Genomic DNA, 13,188 nt, shown 5'->3' on the forward strand with positions numbered 1-13,188 from the left:
GCGAAGCCGCGAATACGGCAAATGTGGCCGGACTTCGATAGCCTGTGATGGATGTCATCCTTTGCCAGCTCCGGGCCAGCAGCCGTCCCGACAAGCATAGTCTGCGATGCGGCCATGTCTGCGTACAATTTTGGTCCCAACCACCCCATGTCGCCCCTGCGCCTTGACCTCACCGCAGCATTGGCGCGGGAGCTGGGCATCTTCGAGCTGCCGCAGGTCGAGGTGATTCCCGCCTATGTGGCCTCCGACGACGAACTGGCCACGGTGCACACGCGCGAGTACATCGCCGCCGTGCGCCGGGTGGGGGAGGACCCAACCCTTTCCGACCACGCCCACGGCCTGGGCACCGAGGACGACCCCGCGTTTGCCGGCATGCATGAGGCCAGTGCGCGGCTCGCCGGAGGGTCCCTGCTGGCAGCCGACGCCGTACTTGGCGGGTCCGTGCAGCGGGCGGTGAACTTTGGCGGGGGCATGCACCATGCCCTTCCGGAAAAGGCCAGCGGCTTTTGCATCTACAACGACCCCGCCCTGGCCATCATGAGACTGCTGGATTCGGGTGTGTCAAGGGTCGCATATATCGACATTGACGCGCACCACGGGGATGGCACCGAGCGGGTCTTTTGGGAGGACTCCCGGGTCCTGACCATCTCCCTGCATGAATCAGGGATGACGCTATTCCCCGGCACGGGGTTCGCCAACGACATCGGCGGGCCGAACGCGGAAGGCTGCGCAGTCAACGTCGCCTTGCCGGCCGGCACCTCCGATGCAGGTTGGCTCAGGGCCTTCCACGCCGTCGTGCCCCAACTGGTGGCAGCCTTCGGCCCTGACGTCATTGTCAGCCAGCACGGCTGCGACTCGCACCGCGATGACCATCTGACGCACCTGAACACCTCCGTTGACGGGCAACGTGAGGCCGCGCTGAGCATCGCGGCGCTTGCCGAGAAGGTGTGCGAGGGGCGTTGGATTGCCGTGGGTGGCGGCGGATACAACGTTGTCAGCGTGGTGCCACGGGTGTGGAGCCATCTCATGGCGATTGCGGCCGGGAAGCCAGTGCCGCTGCGCACGGCCGTCCCGGAAACGTGGCGAGCGCACGTGGCGGAGAAATACGGCAGGGTTGCGCCCCTGCTCATGGGCGAGGACGCCGATACCTGGTGGCGTTCGTGGGAGGTGGGCTACAACCCTTCGGACGCCCTTGACCGGACGGTGATGGCCACGCGGAAGGCCGTGTTCCCCCTGTACGGCCTTGATCCCTGGTTCGACTGAGCCCTGCCAACCCAGAAACTGCCACCCCGATGGGGCCGGACCGGCGGCGGTCCATTTCTTCAATTGGTTACTATGCGGGAGTTTCGGTGCAGGATCGGGGTCTGGGGATTGCAGCGGTGGCCCATCACGTGGCACCGGCAGCGGCGCGACCTTTGAATTTGTCAATAAGTATGCGGCCCGAGGGCCGCAAATCAGGAGCTATGAGATGACTTATCCCACGCCGGAGCGCTCCGGATCATTTGGCGCTCCGAACGGAGTGCCGGGTGCGGTCGCCCAAAGCTTCCCCTGCGGGAACCCGTACACTGGGTTTCAGGCAGTCAGGGAACCGCATGGCGGCCAGATGCCGGCCGGGAGCTCGTTCGCTGCCATCACCGTGCGCGACTACGCCGCTGATGCCATCGCACTGACGTTGCTGGTCATTTCGCTTTTCCTGCCATGGCGCACCACGTTCTCCGGTTCCGTGGATGTTGCCGTTCTCGCCGCCAGTCGCATTGATGTGCTGCTGGTGACGATTCTGAGCATGCTGTCGCTGGGCCTGAGCTACGTGTGGCGGTCAGGAGCGTTTGGCCCCACGGCAGGCCGAATTGGGTGACCCCCGGGTCGACTCCGCCCGGGACAAGCGCTCGTTGTTTGCACTCCTGGCAGTTGCCGCGATCGCTGTCCTGACAGTGATGGTTCAAGTGGTGCAGCTCTTCGTCAGCAACCCGATTCTTCCCTTCGGTCCCTTGTTCCTGGTTTCTCCTGTCGTCTTGGGGCTGCTCACGCCTGCGCTTTTGTCCTCGTTGCGTTGAAGGTCGTGCAGAGGAGCCAGACGTGGCGGCTCATCGGCATCGGAATCGGCTTGGCCGGCTCGTGGTTGACCAGCCTGCCCTGCTGTACTACTACAACGAAACCCCTGTTGTGTGGGTGTTGTCGCTGATTTTCGCAGCCGTCGCGATTGCCCGGACCCTGTGGATCCTCACGTCCATGCGCGAACACCTTGGCACATTGCCGCAGGCCGGCGCAACGCCTACGCAGCCCGCAGTTGCAGTTCCATTGACGTACGCTCCATCGTCTGACGCTGTGGAGGCAGCCATCGCGGAAGCCGCAAACCCGTCCACCTATCGGGGCCATTGCAGGGTGAGGTTGCCGACGCGGCCGGGGCATCCTGAAGATCTCAAGATGCCCCGGCTGGCATATGTCGCTAGGGTAGTGGAATGGTTGCAGAAAAAGTCTTCGCGGTAATTGCCGAAAGTACCCGCCGGGACATCCTGGAAGCGCTGGCACAGGAAAGCAAGGCCGTGGGCCAGCTTGTCGACGAACTCGGGGTTTCGCAGCCGACGGTTTCCAAGCACCTGAGGGTCTTGCGTGAAGCCGGTGTCGTGACGATGCGGGCCCAGGGACAGAAGCGTTTCTACGGCATCAACACGGCCCCCCTTGGCCTTGTTTCTGCCTGGCTGGAGACATTGGGAGCAGCCGCAGCCGCGCCTACTGCGGCCCCTGTGGCTCCGGCCTCCACTGCCTCAGTGGCGCCGGACGCAAAGGTCCGCAAAATCCAGGATCACCCTGCAGTCGCCGCCCCGACAGCGCCTGCCCCCGCAGTTTCGTCCACTGCACGGGCAGCCACGTCGAAGCCGGCCCCCATGGAGGAATCTGCGGTTAAGGAATTGCCGGTGAAACCCGACGAAAAGGAGGCACCCGGTGCCGGCCAGCCCGCGCACCCCGCTGCCAACGCGTCACCCCCGGCAGGGGGCACGGCAGGGCCCACTTCGGTGCCATCGAGGGAGGTGGCCGCCATTGTGCAGTCGAACGAAAATGACGGCGGTGTGCAAAGCCAGATCAGCCGCAGTGTGGGGCGGGCTGCCAACAAGGCGGCGGACTTGCTGGCAAATCTGCCAACACTGCCGACGTTTAGGCGCCGAAAAGACTAAGAGTATTCTCCAAATACACGGCTGATCGAACAACTTATGCGCGATCTTGCATATGGTATCGCCTTCTGAGAAAAATTAGTGTAACCGGTGGGGTGCTTGGAAAATTGCCAATGAGCATACTTATGCGCCACGCGTTGGCGCCCCAGACCCTTCAGGAGACTCATGGATACCAGGCTCGCAGCCATCCGGGAGCAAGTTTTAGCCCGCAACCCCGGTGAAAAAGAATTCCACCAGGCAGTGCTTGAAGTTTTTGAAAGCCTCGGCCCCGTTCTTGATAAGCATCCAGAATTCGTTGACGCCGCCGTGCTGCAGCGTTTGTGCGAACCTGAGCGCCAGATCATCTTCCGCGTGCCGTGGATGGATGACGCCGGTCGAGTGCAGATCAACCGCGGTTTCCGTGTTGAGTTCAACTCGGCCCTTGGCCCGTACAAGGGCGGCCTGCGCTTCCACCCCTCCGTGTACCTGGGCATTGTGAAGTTCCTCGGCTTCGAGCAGATCTTTAAGAACGCACTGACAGGCATGCCCATCGGTGGCGGCAAGGGCGGTTCCGACTTTGACCCGCGCGGCAAGTCCGACGCCGAGGTCATGCGCTTCTGCCAGAGCTTCATGACAGAGCTTTACCGCCACATCGGCGAATACACCGACGTCCCTGCCGGTGACATCGGCGTTGGTGGCCGTGAGATCGGTTACCTGTTCGGCCAGTACAAGCGCATCACCAACCGCTACGAATCCGGCGTTTTGACCGGCAAGGGCATTGGTTGGGGCGGCTCGCTGGTGCGTCCGGAAGCCACCGGCTTCGGAACTGTGATGTTCACCCAGGAAATGCTCAAGACCCGCGGCACCTCCCTTGATGGACAGCGCGTCGTCGTTTCCGGTTCAGGCAACGTTGCAACCTTCGCCATCGCCAAGGCCCAGCAGTGGGGCGCGAAGGTTGTGGCCTGTTCGGATTCCTCCGGCTACATAGTGGACGAGAACGGCATTGACGTTCCGCTGCTGCGCCAGATCAAGGAAAAGGAACGCGGACGCCTGAAGGAATACGCTGTTCGCCGTGGCGCATCCGTCAGCTACGTCGAGGGCGGTTCCGTGTGGGATGTCAATGCCGCTGTGGCCCTTCCCTGCGCAACCCAGAACGAAATCAACACCGAAGCGGCAACGCGCATGGTGAAGAACGGCCTTGTTGCACTGGCTGAAGGCGCCAACATGCCGTCCACCAGCGGTGCCATCGCCGTCTTCCAGGAGGCCGGCGTCCTGTTCGCTCCGGGCAAGGCTGCCAACGCCGGTGGCGTGGCAACCTCGGCCCTGGAAATGCAGCAGAACGCCAGCCGTGATGCCTGGACGTTCGAGCACACGGAGGAGCGCCTCCACCAGATCATGATCGGCATCCACGACCGTTGCGCCGAGACCGCAGACACCTACGGCTCACCGGGCAACTACGTGGTGGGCGCCAACATCGCCGGCTTCGTCAAGGTTGCCGACGCAATGCTGGCCCAGGGCCTGATCTAGGAAGCTCCAGCACCTGAATAGGGACGACGGCGCGTTCCCCACCTCGGTGGGCAACGCGCCGTCGTGTGTTTAAGTCTTTGCGTCCCAAAAACCAGTTGGCCAGGTTTCCGATATGCCTGAGTTTTCCAGTTCCTTTAGGAGTTCCACTGCGGTGGGCCCAATGAGTTACGGTCGCTGCTGCATTCACGGCAACGGGACCACTGCCGAGGCCGCAAAGTCGATGTCGTCATAGCCCACCGGTGCCACGTCGTCGGTGATTCGACGCGTGAGCAACATGGGGAGGGATTGCATGACACCCAAGGCCAGCACGTCATTGGTGCGGGACAGCCCGTCAGGGATCGATGTAGTGCCTCCCCTGTTTGGGTCGTGGCCGCAGTCGACAAGCACGCCAGCGGTTGCCGATGTCCAGAACAACAAGGCCAATGGTTCATCTGGTACCTGCAGCACAACGTCATGGCCCAGGGTCCCTCCTGTTCTTCAAGGCCGCGGCCAAGGTGCTCTTCGAACCGGACGTAGGCGGGGGCATCATGTCCATCTCCTCCAACTCCGTATACGCCGGAGCCACGACCATCGCGTACTCGGCAACGAAGACCGAGCAGGCCCATCAGGTGCGCCGGCTGGCAGCTGAGCTCGGGAAATACGGTGTGGACGAGGAGAAGCCGGGCCAGTACCACGCCCAGCGAACCCTACACAAACTTGAGGTCCTGCAGGAGGACCCGGCCAACGCCGCTGCCGTGCTGACAAGCGCTGAGCCCTAGCCCACCACGTGCCTGCATATCCCTCTGGACGCTGGCGTGGCAGTTGCGTTCCTGCAATAACAGCTGACTCTTGGTCGCGGCCAGCCACCCGGGGACCCCGTACCACCCGCACACCGGGGTGGGAGGGTGGTCTGTGGACGTTCGGGCAATCGGGGATACGCTGGGACCACCGTCGGCAGACACAGCTGCCGGCCAACTCTCAAGGAGTGTGAATCGTGGTCAGTGCAAAGGCGCCTGGGCATGCGGTGGTCGTTGGGGCGGGAATCATTGGCTTGTCCACTGCCTGGTACTTGCAGGAACAGGGCGTGAAGGTCACCATCGTCGACCGCGGCCAGGTGGCGTCCGGCGCGTCCTGGGGCAATGCCGGCTGGCTGACTCCGGCGCTGACACTTCCGCTGAGTGAGCCTTCGGTGCTCAGCTATGGGCTCACGGCCATGTTGGATCCGGCATCGCCGCTGTACATCCCTTTTTCCACTGATCCGGCGCTGTTGAAATTTCTGCTCGGTTTTGCCCGCAACTGCACGCCGGGCAAATGGCGCGCCGCGATGGCAGTGTTCGCGGAGATTGGCCGTTCCGGGATTGACGCGTTCCAGGAGATCGCCGCAGGCGCCCCGGCCGTCGCCGAGCCGACGCTTCTTGCCGACCCGTTCCTGACCGGCTTCGCCTCCCTGAAGGACCGCGACGCCCTGGTCAAGGAATTCCACGTGATCCGCGAGACCGGAGGCCAGGTGGACTTCGCCTTGATGAGCGGGGAGGAAATTCGTCATATGGAGCCCACCCTTGGCTCCGGGGTTGTGGCCGGCATTGCCATTCGGGACCAGCGTTTCATCCACCCGCCCGACTTCCTGGCATCCCTTGCTGCGACAGTGGTGACTCGCGGCGCCACCTTGACCACGGCCTTCACCGTCTTTGATGTGCGCGATACCGGCAGCGGTGTTGAGGTGATTGGTTCCGAAGGGCGCCTCATTAAGGCCGACGCCGTTGTCCTCGCCACGGGTGCCTGGCTGGGGACGCTGGCGCGCAAGTTCGGCGTCAAAAGGGTGGTGCAGGCAGGCCGCGGCTACAGTTTCACCGTTGTCCCCGCGGCCATGCCAACCCACCCCATTTACTTTCCAGCCCAACGCGTTGCCTGTACGCCGTTGGGGGACAGGTTCCGGGTGGCGGGCATGATGGAGTTCCGAGATGCCGACGCGCCGCTGGATCCGCGGCGCATCAAGGCCATCGTGGAGGCAGCCTCGCCCATGTTCACAGGCATCAATTGGGAGGATCGGGCCGAGGAATGGGTGGGGTCCCGGCCCTGCACCACCGATGGTTTCCCTCTGGTGGGCGCCACCCGCTCCCCACGTGTGCACGTGGCTGGCGGGCACGGCATGTGGGGGATCGCTTTGGGCCCGCTCACGGGCAAAATGGTCGCCGCGGGCCTGACAGGCAACACCCCGCCAGCTAGCATGCGCCACTTCAACCCGCTGCGGTAGGCGTTCTTGGTGTTGGGGGACCATTGGATGTGGCTCGGACATGTGTTCCCGGACTTAGCGCCGGGCCCGACTGGAACGGAAACCGCGCGATGCCCCCTTTGCCCTGCTACTTGAACAACTCCGCGAGCACTCGACGGCGACGGTTGAACCGGAGGATTTTGATGCCTGCTGGGATGAAAGCATTGTCGCCGCCCGCGAGTTTCCGCCGGAAGCATCCTTCACCCCGGTTGATAACCTGTTGCGCGTCATCGACAGTTTCGATGTGGTGTATTCCGGTGTCGGCTGGGACCGGATCAGGGGATGGCTGCATATGCCGGCCAACCGCGCCCCGGGCGAAAATCTGCCTGTGGTTGTCCAGTGCATTGGCTGCCGGAAGGCTCGACGGCGTCACAGCCGTCATGCCCGAAGTCCCGTTCCGGCAGGACTTGCCGCTTTCCTCAAGCGCCGGCCAAGGAAATGGAGTTCTACCGCTTCAACAACCATGAGGGCGGCCAAGAGCACCAGTGGCTGCGGCAGCTACATTACGTGGCCGATTTGCTGGCTCGATAATTGCGGGGCTATGGTGTGGACATGACAAACCGTTGGTATGCGTATTTTTCGTTGGCTCTGGAGGGGCCCGCGTCTAACTGACACGCACCCAACTTCCTTCAGAGCCAACAGGACAGAGAATCTTATTCTCTGTCCTTCGCCATTTTCAGGCGGGCTTTCGAAGAGGGCTCGCTGTCCGCCACCAATAAAAGGAAAAAATTCCATGAGCATCACAGCAGCCAACGAAGCCCCCAACACCACGGCAAATCTGCGCGTCAGCCAGTTCACCGAACTGCCGTCACCGGCCGAGCTGGCAAAAAAGCTGCCGCTGGATGCGCAGACAAGGAACGTCGTCGAACGTGGCCGTGACCAGGTCCGGGCCATCATGGACGGGGTGGATGACAGGCTCCTGGTGGTGGTGGGCCCCTGTTCCATCCACGACACGGAGGCCGGACTCGAATACGCTGCCCGCCTAGTGGAGGCTGCCAAGGCACATGAAGAAGATCTGCTGATCCTCATGCGCGCCTACTTCGAAAAGCCGCGCACCACCGTGGGCTGGAAGGGCCTGATCAACGATCCGAACCTCGACGGCAGCCACGATGTAGCCAAGGGACTTGAAATGGCGCGTAAGTTTCTGCTGGGCGTGGCCAAGTTGGGCATGCCCACGGGCACCGAATTCCTCGAGCCGATCAGCCCCCAGTACACGGCAGACCTGATCTCCTGGGGCGCCATCGGGGCTCGCACCACCGAGAGCCAGATCCACCGCCAGCTGACCTCGGGGCTGTCCATGCCGGTAGGTTTCAAGAACGGCACCGACGGGGACCTCCAGGTTGCCTTGGACGCCTGCAACGCGGCCAGCGCGTCGCAGTCATTCCTCGGGATCGACGGCGACGGCCGGGCCTCACTCGTCAGCACGGCAGGCAACCAGGACACCCACGTTATTCTTCGAGGCGGACGCAAGGGCCCGAACTACAAGGCCGCCGATGTGGCCGACGCATCTGCAAAGGCAGCCGGAGCTGGTGTCAACCCGTGCCTGATCGTGGATGCCAGCCACGCCAACTCCGGCAAGAGCCACCACCGTCAGGCAGAGGTTGCCCTGGAAATCGGTGCCCAGCTGGAAACCGGCGACGACTCGGCGCACACGATCGCCGGCGTCATGCTTGAGAGCTTCCTTGTGGGCGGAGCCCAGAGCCTTGATGTCGAGAAAGTTGCGGCCGGCGAGGCCGAGCTGACCTACGGGCAGTCGGTCACCGACGCCTGCATGGACTGGGACGTGACGGCGGATGTCTTAGCGAACCTGGCCCGCAGCTCGCGTGCCCGCCGCACCGCATAGGCACTTTGCTACGCTGTCGTTGCGCAGCTGGCACGAAAACGGTGCAGGAATCCCACGGGCCTATTGGCCCCACAGCATGAAAAGCGTCGGATGGAGACTGAAATGATTCGTTTTCCTGTGCGCGCGGTGTTCATCTGAGCGGGAGCGGACTACTTGGGGCTATTGCCGTCTTCACGGCAGCCCAGGCCATCCTGGCGCCTTTCGTTTTCAACAGTGCCCGTCATCATCGACCGCTGGTGGGCCAAGCGCACTCGTGCCAGGACCGGTCTGTAGCCGCAACAAGCACTTTCACATTGTCCCCATCAGCCCCTAGAGTTAGCCTTGAAGCGCCGGGTGCAAGGCCCTTGGCGCGGGCCGCCTGATTGAAATGGAAAGTACGCGCATGACACAGGAGCAGAATTTCTCCGACGTGAGCTTTTTGACTGTCCAGGAAGTCGCCGGACTCATGCGGGTATCCAAGATGACCGTTTACCGCATGGTGCACGCCGGTGAGCTCCCCGCGGTGCGTTTCGGACGGTCCTATCGGGTGCCGGCAAACGCCGTCGAAAGTTATCTTCGATCGGCCGTGGTCGATGGCACAGAGTCTCAAGGACCCTCCGGTTCGGCGCATACAGGGTAAAGGCGGTACCCTAGGAAAGATCCATTTTCGGCTTTGACCGATTCCTGCGATCGGTCGACCTAATCGTTTACGGCCTCACTCGAGGTTGTTCTATGCAGTTTGTGAGGAACTTTCATGGGTTCAGTAGTTAAGAAGCGCCGCAAGCGGATGTCCAAGAAGAAGCACCGCAAGCAGCTTCGCAAGACGCGTCACCAGCGTCGCAACAAGAAGTAAATCTTCTTTCTTCGCTAAAGCACCCGTCCACCGTCAAGGTGAGCGGGTGCTTTTTGTTGCCTTCCCCGGGCGCAGTTAGCGCTTCCTGACCCGGGCAATGCCCTTCCACAATCCGTACACCACGCCCACACCTGTCGCCGCCTGCAGGCCAAGAGTTGCTGCGCGGCGCCCGGAGCGGTAGTCGTAGATGGGCCAGTTGTTGTCCCGTGCGTGCCTGCGCAACTTGGTGTCGGGGTTGATCGCAACAGGGTTGCCCACAGCGGTGAGCAGCGGAATGTCGTTGTAGGAATCGCTGTAGGCCCAGCTGCGTGAGAGGTCCAGGCCCTCTTTTTCCGCCAATTCTCTCACTGCCCGGCCCTTGGCGGGCCCGTGCAGGATTTCGCCGACAAGACGGCCCGTGTAGAGGCCGTCGTCAATTTCGGCCACGGTGCCCAAGGCGCCGGTCAGGTTCAACCGCTCGGCAATGACCCCCGCAACTTCCACGGGGGTCGCCGTCACAAGCCACACCTGGCGGCCGGATTTGAGGTGTTCCTGGGTCAGGGCCCGGGTGCCCGGCCAGATTTTCGAGACGATCATCTCGTCATACACTTCTTCGCCCAGCTGGCGGATGAAGTCGGCGCTGATGCCGGCGGCCAGTTGCTGTGCTGAATCCTGGACGGAATGAACGTCGCTCATGTTCTCGCCGCGCATGATGAACTTGGTTTGCTTCCAGGCAAATCCAACAGCATCCCTGAGGGTGAAGGCGCGTTTTTGATACATTTTACGGGCCACGTGGAACAGGCTGGCACCCTTCATCAGCGTGTTGTCCACGTCAAAGAAAGCAGCCTCACCTTGGTGCTGCACAGCAGTCGAGGGGGCCTCGGCACTGTTGCTAGTCACGTCGGGCATGAAATGATTCTAGTCAATCCTTGCGCGCCCTGCCCGTTCCGCCACCTGCCCCGGGGGTTAACTGTGGTGAAACTTTCATTTCGCGGAGCCGGTCCGGCGGTTTTTTCCACCGCGCAGCCCACGCAGGTTGAGTGGCATTCCCTGCGCGGGAAACCGTTTCCATTGAGTACCGTTGTTGCCATGGAACCATCTGAGAGAGTCCCGGCCGGCCCCGACGTGGATGCCGGCGCCGCACCCGCCCCTGCGGTACCCCTGCCGTTGCTTGAATTGATCACGAAGACAGGCTGCCACTTGTGCGATGACGCCCGCGCCGTCGTCACCGACGTTGCAGGGGGACTTGGCCTGCCGTGGCATGAGGTGAGCATTGACGGGAACGCCGCCCTGGCGCAGCAGTACGGTGAGGAAATCCCCGTGGTTCTTGTTGACGGCATCCAACGCGACTTTTGGCACATCGATCCCGCCCGGCTGCGCACCATCCTGAGACGCGCCCTGGCTTCCTCCTGAGCGGCAAGCGGGCGCGCTGTGCTTTTGGCTGTGGCCGGGTCTGGTCATACAGTGGATGAAGGCGGATGTGGGTCTTTGGGCCATGCGTTCGGCAGCCACATGTGGCTTTAATCTGAGAATGTGAGTGTTGCCTTGACGTCTGCGCAGACCCCGGAAGAGCCGTCGGCCGAACCGGCCCGGCAGCTGCCGCCTGCCACCGTTTCGCGGCTGACGCTATACCTGCGCACCTTGAACGCCCTGCTGGCCGACGGCGCCGAGAGCGTCTCCTCTGAGGCGCTGGCTGAATCGGCCGGCGTCGGAGCCGCCAATGTCCGCAAGGACCTTTCGTATCTTGGCTCTTACGGAACCCGAGGAGTCGGCTACGACGTGGGCAACCTGAGCCGAAAAATTGCCCAGGCCCTCGGCCTGACCCACGAATGGCGGGTTGCCATTGTTGGTGCCGGCAACTTGGGCCGGGCGCTCGCCCGCTACGCAGGATTCGAATCCCGCGGATTTGACGTGGTGGCCCTTCTTGACGCCGACCAAATGATCATTGGCAGCGAAATTGGCTGGCTGCGGGTCAATGACGTGGCCAACCTTGAATCTGTCGTGGCGTCCACCCGGGCCAACATGGTTGTCCTGGCACTTCCTGCCTCCGTTGCCCAGTCCGTGTGCGACCGCGTTATTGCCGCCGGCGTGCACAGCATCCTGAGCTTCGCACCCGTCGCGCTGACTGTTCCCGACCATGTCAACCTGCGCAAGGTTGACATGGCTACCGAACTGCAGATCCTCGCCTATCACGCCCAGCGGCTGCAGGAGCCGAACCTGGAACAGGACCGCCCCGGAGCTTAGCGGCGGGTGGGTCAGCGCCCCCGCTGGCCCCTGTTGGCCTTGTGCGCCCGGAAGAACTCCTTCGCGGGTGATCTGAACAGCATCAGCACGGCTACGGCACCCAGTCCGATCTGGACAATGGCAAGCGGGCTGGGCTGGGCCAGTAAAAAGAGCGACAGGCAGGCAAGCACCAGGGCCGTGGTCCTGGCCCAATTGGCGCCGCGCCGAATCTTATAGGCCAGCCAAAAGTAGACGACAGCCATCGCCAGGCTCAGGACAAAGGCCAGGTACAGGGCCGTATTGATCAGGGCCGGATCGGAATAGGCCTCCGCAAGGGCGGGGTTGCCGGCCATGGCCGTCCGAAACGCGTCAAGCATGACGGCCTTGACCGACGGGACAAACAACACGAAAAGCAGCACCACGGCGGAAATCGTCTGCAGCACCCCCGCCAGCTGAATCAAGCGGGCTGCCAGTGACACCTGCCTCGGTGCCGCCACCCGCTCCAGCGGTGCACCGGCCATGCCCGGGCCGCCAGCCTGTGCCCCGCCGAACCCGGGGTAGGAAGGGGAGGGAGGAAGGGCCGACGCCGGGGTGTTGGCATTCTGAGCGTCCTTGACGTCCTGGGGCGGATCCCACCCCTCGGGTGCGTACTGGCCGTAACGGGGGACGCCTGGGGCGATCTCACCGTAGCTTCCCGGAAGGGGGGTGGGCTGCTCTTGGGGTTCTTCACCGGGGGTGGTCATGACAGCTGCTCTTTCAATGTTGCCGGGCAATGGTGCCAGGTACCTGGCCAACGGGGCCGGCCAGGTGATCGTGCCGCATGAATCCAGACGTAAAGAGAAGGCCGCGGCGGGTTGTAACAAACCCTACGCGACCTCTCCGGGCCCCACTACTTGTTCCGGACCAATGCCGGACTCAGTGCACTACGCACCGGCCCGGGAATTGAACCATGCGTTTGATTCGGGCAGCCACATCAGCACGGCTGCCACAATCCCTAGCAAACCGCCGCCTCCGGCGCCGAGGAACAAGAAGATAATGCCCACAACCACGATGGCCGACAGTGCCAGCCGGGCCCACTGCATTCCTTCCTTGAGTTTCATGGCGCACACGAGCAAAGCGGCAATCAGCACCACCGAAATGATGGACAGCACGATTCCCTTGATGGCGTCGCCCGTGAAATACGTCGCGGCCAGCAGGAAAAGGGATCCGATGAAGGTGAAGAAGGTGGAGATCAGCCAGAGGGCTGCCGTCACCAGCCAGATGATGTAGGAGATTTTAAGCAGTTGTGGCAGGCCGTCCATCTTGAACATGTTTGAGAAGCCGCCGGCAGGCATGACGTCCTGCACCGAGTGCGGCATGTCCTTGGGCATCTTAAACTTGTAGG

Annotated in this window: 17 protein-coding genes and 1 pseudogene; 14 read left to right on the top strand and 4 right to left on the bottom strand. The window is 62.7% G+C overall.

Going from position 1 to position 13,188, the window contains the following annotated elements:
* Nucleotides 1-114 precede the first annotated feature (114 nt).
* The 6 genes from AAGW05_RS15880 (at nucleotide 115) to gdhA (ending at nucleotide 4,676) form a co-directional block, all read left to right on the top strand.
* Nucleotides 115-1,263 (top strand): acetoin utilization protein AcuC, encoded by a 1,149-nt coding sequence (locus tag AAGW05_RS15880; RefSeq protein WP_411805531.1) that lies wholly within the window; start codon nucleotides 115-117, stop codon nucleotides 1,261-1,263.
* A 205-nt stretch (nucleotides 1,264-1,468) separates the two neighbouring features.
* On the top strand, nucleotides 1,469-1,855 hold the full coding sequence (locus AAGW05_RS15885) for a hypothetical protein (protein WP_411805532.1): 387 nt from the start codon (nucleotides 1,469-1,471) through the stop codon (nucleotides 1,853-1,855).
* A complete protein-coding gene (locus AAGW05_RS15890) occupies nucleotides 1,848-2,054 on the top strand; it encodes a hypothetical protein (RefSeq protein ID WP_411805533.1) in 207 nt (68 codons plus the stop codon). The genes AAGW05_RS15885 and AAGW05_RS15890 overlap by 8 nt, the downstream gene beginning before the upstream one ends.
* A 22-nt stretch (nucleotides 2,055-2,076) precedes the next feature.
* Nucleotides 2,077-2,487, top strand: coding sequence for a hypothetical protein (locus tag AAGW05_RS15895; protein ID WP_411805534.1), 411 nt, complete (start codon nucleotides 2,077-2,079; stop codon nucleotides 2,485-2,487).
* On the top strand, nucleotides 2,460-3,173 hold the full coding sequence (locus tag AAGW05_RS15900) for an ArsR/SmtB family transcription factor (RefSeq protein WP_411805535.1): 714 nt from the start codon (nucleotides 2,460-2,462) through the stop codon (nucleotides 3,171-3,173). Before AAGW05_RS15895 ends, AAGW05_RS15900 begins: the two co-directional genes overlap by 28 nt.
* 162 nt (nucleotides 3,174-3,335) lie before the next feature.
* Complete coding sequence (gene gdhA, locus AAGW05_RS15905) at nucleotides 3,336-4,676, top strand: NADP-specific glutamate dehydrogenase (RefSeq protein WP_411805536.1); 1,341 nt, start codon at nucleotides 3,336-3,338, stop codon at nucleotides 4,674-4,676.
* A 183-nt stretch (nucleotides 4,677-4,859) separates the two neighbouring features.
* Here the strand turns inward: gdhA and AAGW05_RS15910 are convergent, their stop codons facing one another.
* Nucleotides 4,860-5,093, bottom strand: a complete 234-nt coding sequence (locus tag AAGW05_RS15910) for a hypothetical protein (RefSeq protein WP_411805561.1) — start codon at nucleotides 5,091-5,093, stop codon at nucleotides 4,860-4,862.
* Nucleotides 5,094-5,108: 15 nt separating this feature from the next.
* On the opposite strand from AAGW05_RS15910, the pseudogene AAGW05_RS15915 reads away from it, so the two are divergent.
* From AAGW05_RS15915 to AAGW05_RS15940, 6 genes and pseudogenes are all read left to right on the top strand, one after another.
* Nucleotides 5,109-5,434 (top strand): annotated as a pseudogene (locus tag AAGW05_RS15915) (bifunctional rhamnulose-1-phosphate aldolase/short-chain dehydrogenase); the annotation flags it as partial.
* A gap of 215 nt (nucleotides 5,435-5,649) precedes the next feature.
* Nucleotides 5,650-6,909, top strand: coding sequence for an NAD(P)/FAD-dependent oxidoreductase (locus tag AAGW05_RS15920; protein WP_411805537.1), 1,260 nt, complete (start codon nucleotides 5,650-5,652; stop codon nucleotides 6,907-6,909).
* A 103-nt stretch (nucleotides 6,910-7,012) separates the two neighbouring features.
* Nucleotides 7,013-7,483 (top strand): acetylxylan esterase, encoded by a 471-nt coding sequence (locus AAGW05_RS15925; protein ID WP_411805560.1) that lies wholly within the window; start codon nucleotides 7,013-7,015, stop codon nucleotides 7,481-7,483.
* Nucleotides 7,484-7,660: 177 nt separating this feature from the next.
* Nucleotides 7,661-8,770, top strand: a complete 1,110-nt coding sequence (locus tag AAGW05_RS15930) for a 3-deoxy-7-phosphoheptulonate synthase (RefSeq protein WP_411805538.1) — start codon at nucleotides 7,661-7,663, stop codon at nucleotides 8,768-8,770.
* Nucleotides 8,771-9,152: 382 nt separating this feature from the next.
* Nucleotides 9,153-9,389 carry a helix-turn-helix domain-containing protein gene (locus tag AAGW05_RS15935; RefSeq protein ID WP_411805539.1) on the top strand — a complete coding sequence of 79 codons (237 nt, stop codon included), beginning with the start codon at nucleotides 9,153-9,155 and terminating at the stop codon, nucleotides 9,387-9,389.
* A gap of 114 nt (nucleotides 9,390-9,503) precedes the next feature.
* Nucleotides 9,504-9,602 carry a 30S ribosomal protein bS22 gene (locus AAGW05_RS15940; protein WP_074712200.1) on the top strand — a complete coding sequence of 33 codons (99 nt, stop codon included), beginning with the start codon at nucleotides 9,504-9,506 and terminating at the stop codon, nucleotides 9,600-9,602.
* A 75-nt stretch (nucleotides 9,603-9,677) separates the two neighbouring features.
* On the opposite strand, the gene AAGW05_RS15945 is transcribed toward AAGW05_RS15940, so the two are convergent.
* Nucleotides 9,678-10,490: an HAD family hydrolase gene (locus tag AAGW05_RS15945; protein WP_411805540.1), complete on the bottom strand. Its 813-nt coding sequence runs from the start codon at nucleotides 10,488-10,490 to the stop codon at nucleotides 9,678-9,680.
* Nucleotides 10,491-10,670: 180 nt separating this feature from the next.
* Here AAGW05_RS15945 and AAGW05_RS15950 point away from each other — a divergent pair, with 180 nt between their 5' ends.
* Together AAGW05_RS15950 and AAGW05_RS15955 are read left to right on the top strand one after the other, a co-directional pair.
* Nucleotides 10,671-10,994 (top strand): glutaredoxin family protein, encoded by a 324-nt coding sequence (locus AAGW05_RS15950; RefSeq protein ID WP_411805541.1) that lies wholly within the window; start codon nucleotides 10,671-10,673, stop codon nucleotides 10,992-10,994.
* Between the two features lie 120 nt (nucleotides 10,995-11,114).
* A complete protein-coding gene (locus AAGW05_RS15955; protein WP_411805542.1) occupies nucleotides 11,115-11,825 on the top strand; it encodes a redox-sensing transcriptional repressor Rex in 711 nt (236 codons plus the stop codon).
* A gap of 11 nt (nucleotides 11,826-11,836) precedes the next feature.
* On the opposite strand, the gene AAGW05_RS15960 is transcribed toward AAGW05_RS15955, so the two are convergent.
* Nucleotides 11,837-12,547: a hypothetical protein gene (locus tag AAGW05_RS15960; RefSeq protein ID WP_411805543.1), complete on the bottom strand. Its 711-nt coding sequence runs from the start codon at nucleotides 12,545-12,547 to the stop codon at nucleotides 11,837-11,839.
* A gap of 180 nt (nucleotides 12,548-12,727) precedes the next feature.
* Entirely contained in the window at nucleotides 12,728-13,174 is a 447-nt protein-coding gene (locus tag AAGW05_RS15965; protein WP_411805544.1) for a hypothetical protein, read from the bottom strand.
* Nucleotides 13,175-13,188: the final 14 nt, after the last annotated feature.

Origin of the sequence: Arthrobacter sp. LAPM80, assembly GCF_046736435.1 — a bacterium.
In the GTDB taxonomy this organism is placed as follows: Bacteria; Actinomycetota; Actinomycetes; order Actinomycetales; family Micrococcaceae; genus Specibacter.

Coding starts and splice junctions, on each gene's coding strand:
- AAGW05_RS15950 (WP_411805541.1), top strand. CDS start 10,671: ATGGAACCATCTGAGAGAGTCCCGGCCGGCCCCGACGTGGATGCCGGC.
- AAGW05_RS15960 (WP_411805543.1), bottom strand. CDS start 12,547: ATGACCACCCCCGGTGAAGAACCCCAAGAGCAGCCCACCCCCCTTCCG.
- AAGW05_RS15880 (WP_411805531.1), top strand. CDS start 115: ATGTCTGCGTACAATTTTGGTCCCAACCACCCCATGTCGCCCCTGCGC.
- AAGW05_RS15945 (WP_411805540.1), bottom strand. CDS start 10,490: ATGCCCGACGTGACTAGCAACAGTGCCGAGGCCCCCTCGACTGCTGTG.
- AAGW05_RS15935 (WP_411805539.1), top strand. CDS start 9,153: ATGACACAGGAGCAGAATTTCTCCGACGTGAGCTTTTTGACTGTCCAG.
- AAGW05_RS15885 (WP_411805532.1), top strand. CDS start 1,469: ATGACTTATCCCACGCCGGAGCGCTCCGGATCATTTGGCGCTCCGAAC.
- AAGW05_RS15965 (WP_411805544.1), bottom strand. CDS start 13,174: ATGCCCAAGGACATGCCGCACTCGGTGCAGGACGTCATGCCTGCCGGC.
- AAGW05_RS15900 (WP_411805535.1), top strand. CDS start 2,460: ATGGTTGCAGAAAAAGTCTTCGCGGTAATTGCCGAAAGTACCCGCCGG.
- AAGW05_RS15940 (WP_074712200.1), top strand. CDS start 9,504: ATGGGTTCAGTAGTTAAGAAGCGCCGCAAGCGGATGTCCAAGAAGAAG.
- AAGW05_RS15930 (WP_411805538.1), top strand. CDS start 7,661: ATGAGCATCACAGCAGCCAACGAAGCCCCCAACACCACGGCAAATCTG.
- gdhA (WP_411805536.1), top strand. CDS start 3,336: ATGGATACCAGGCTCGCAGCCATCCGGGAGCAAGTTTTAGCCCGCAAC.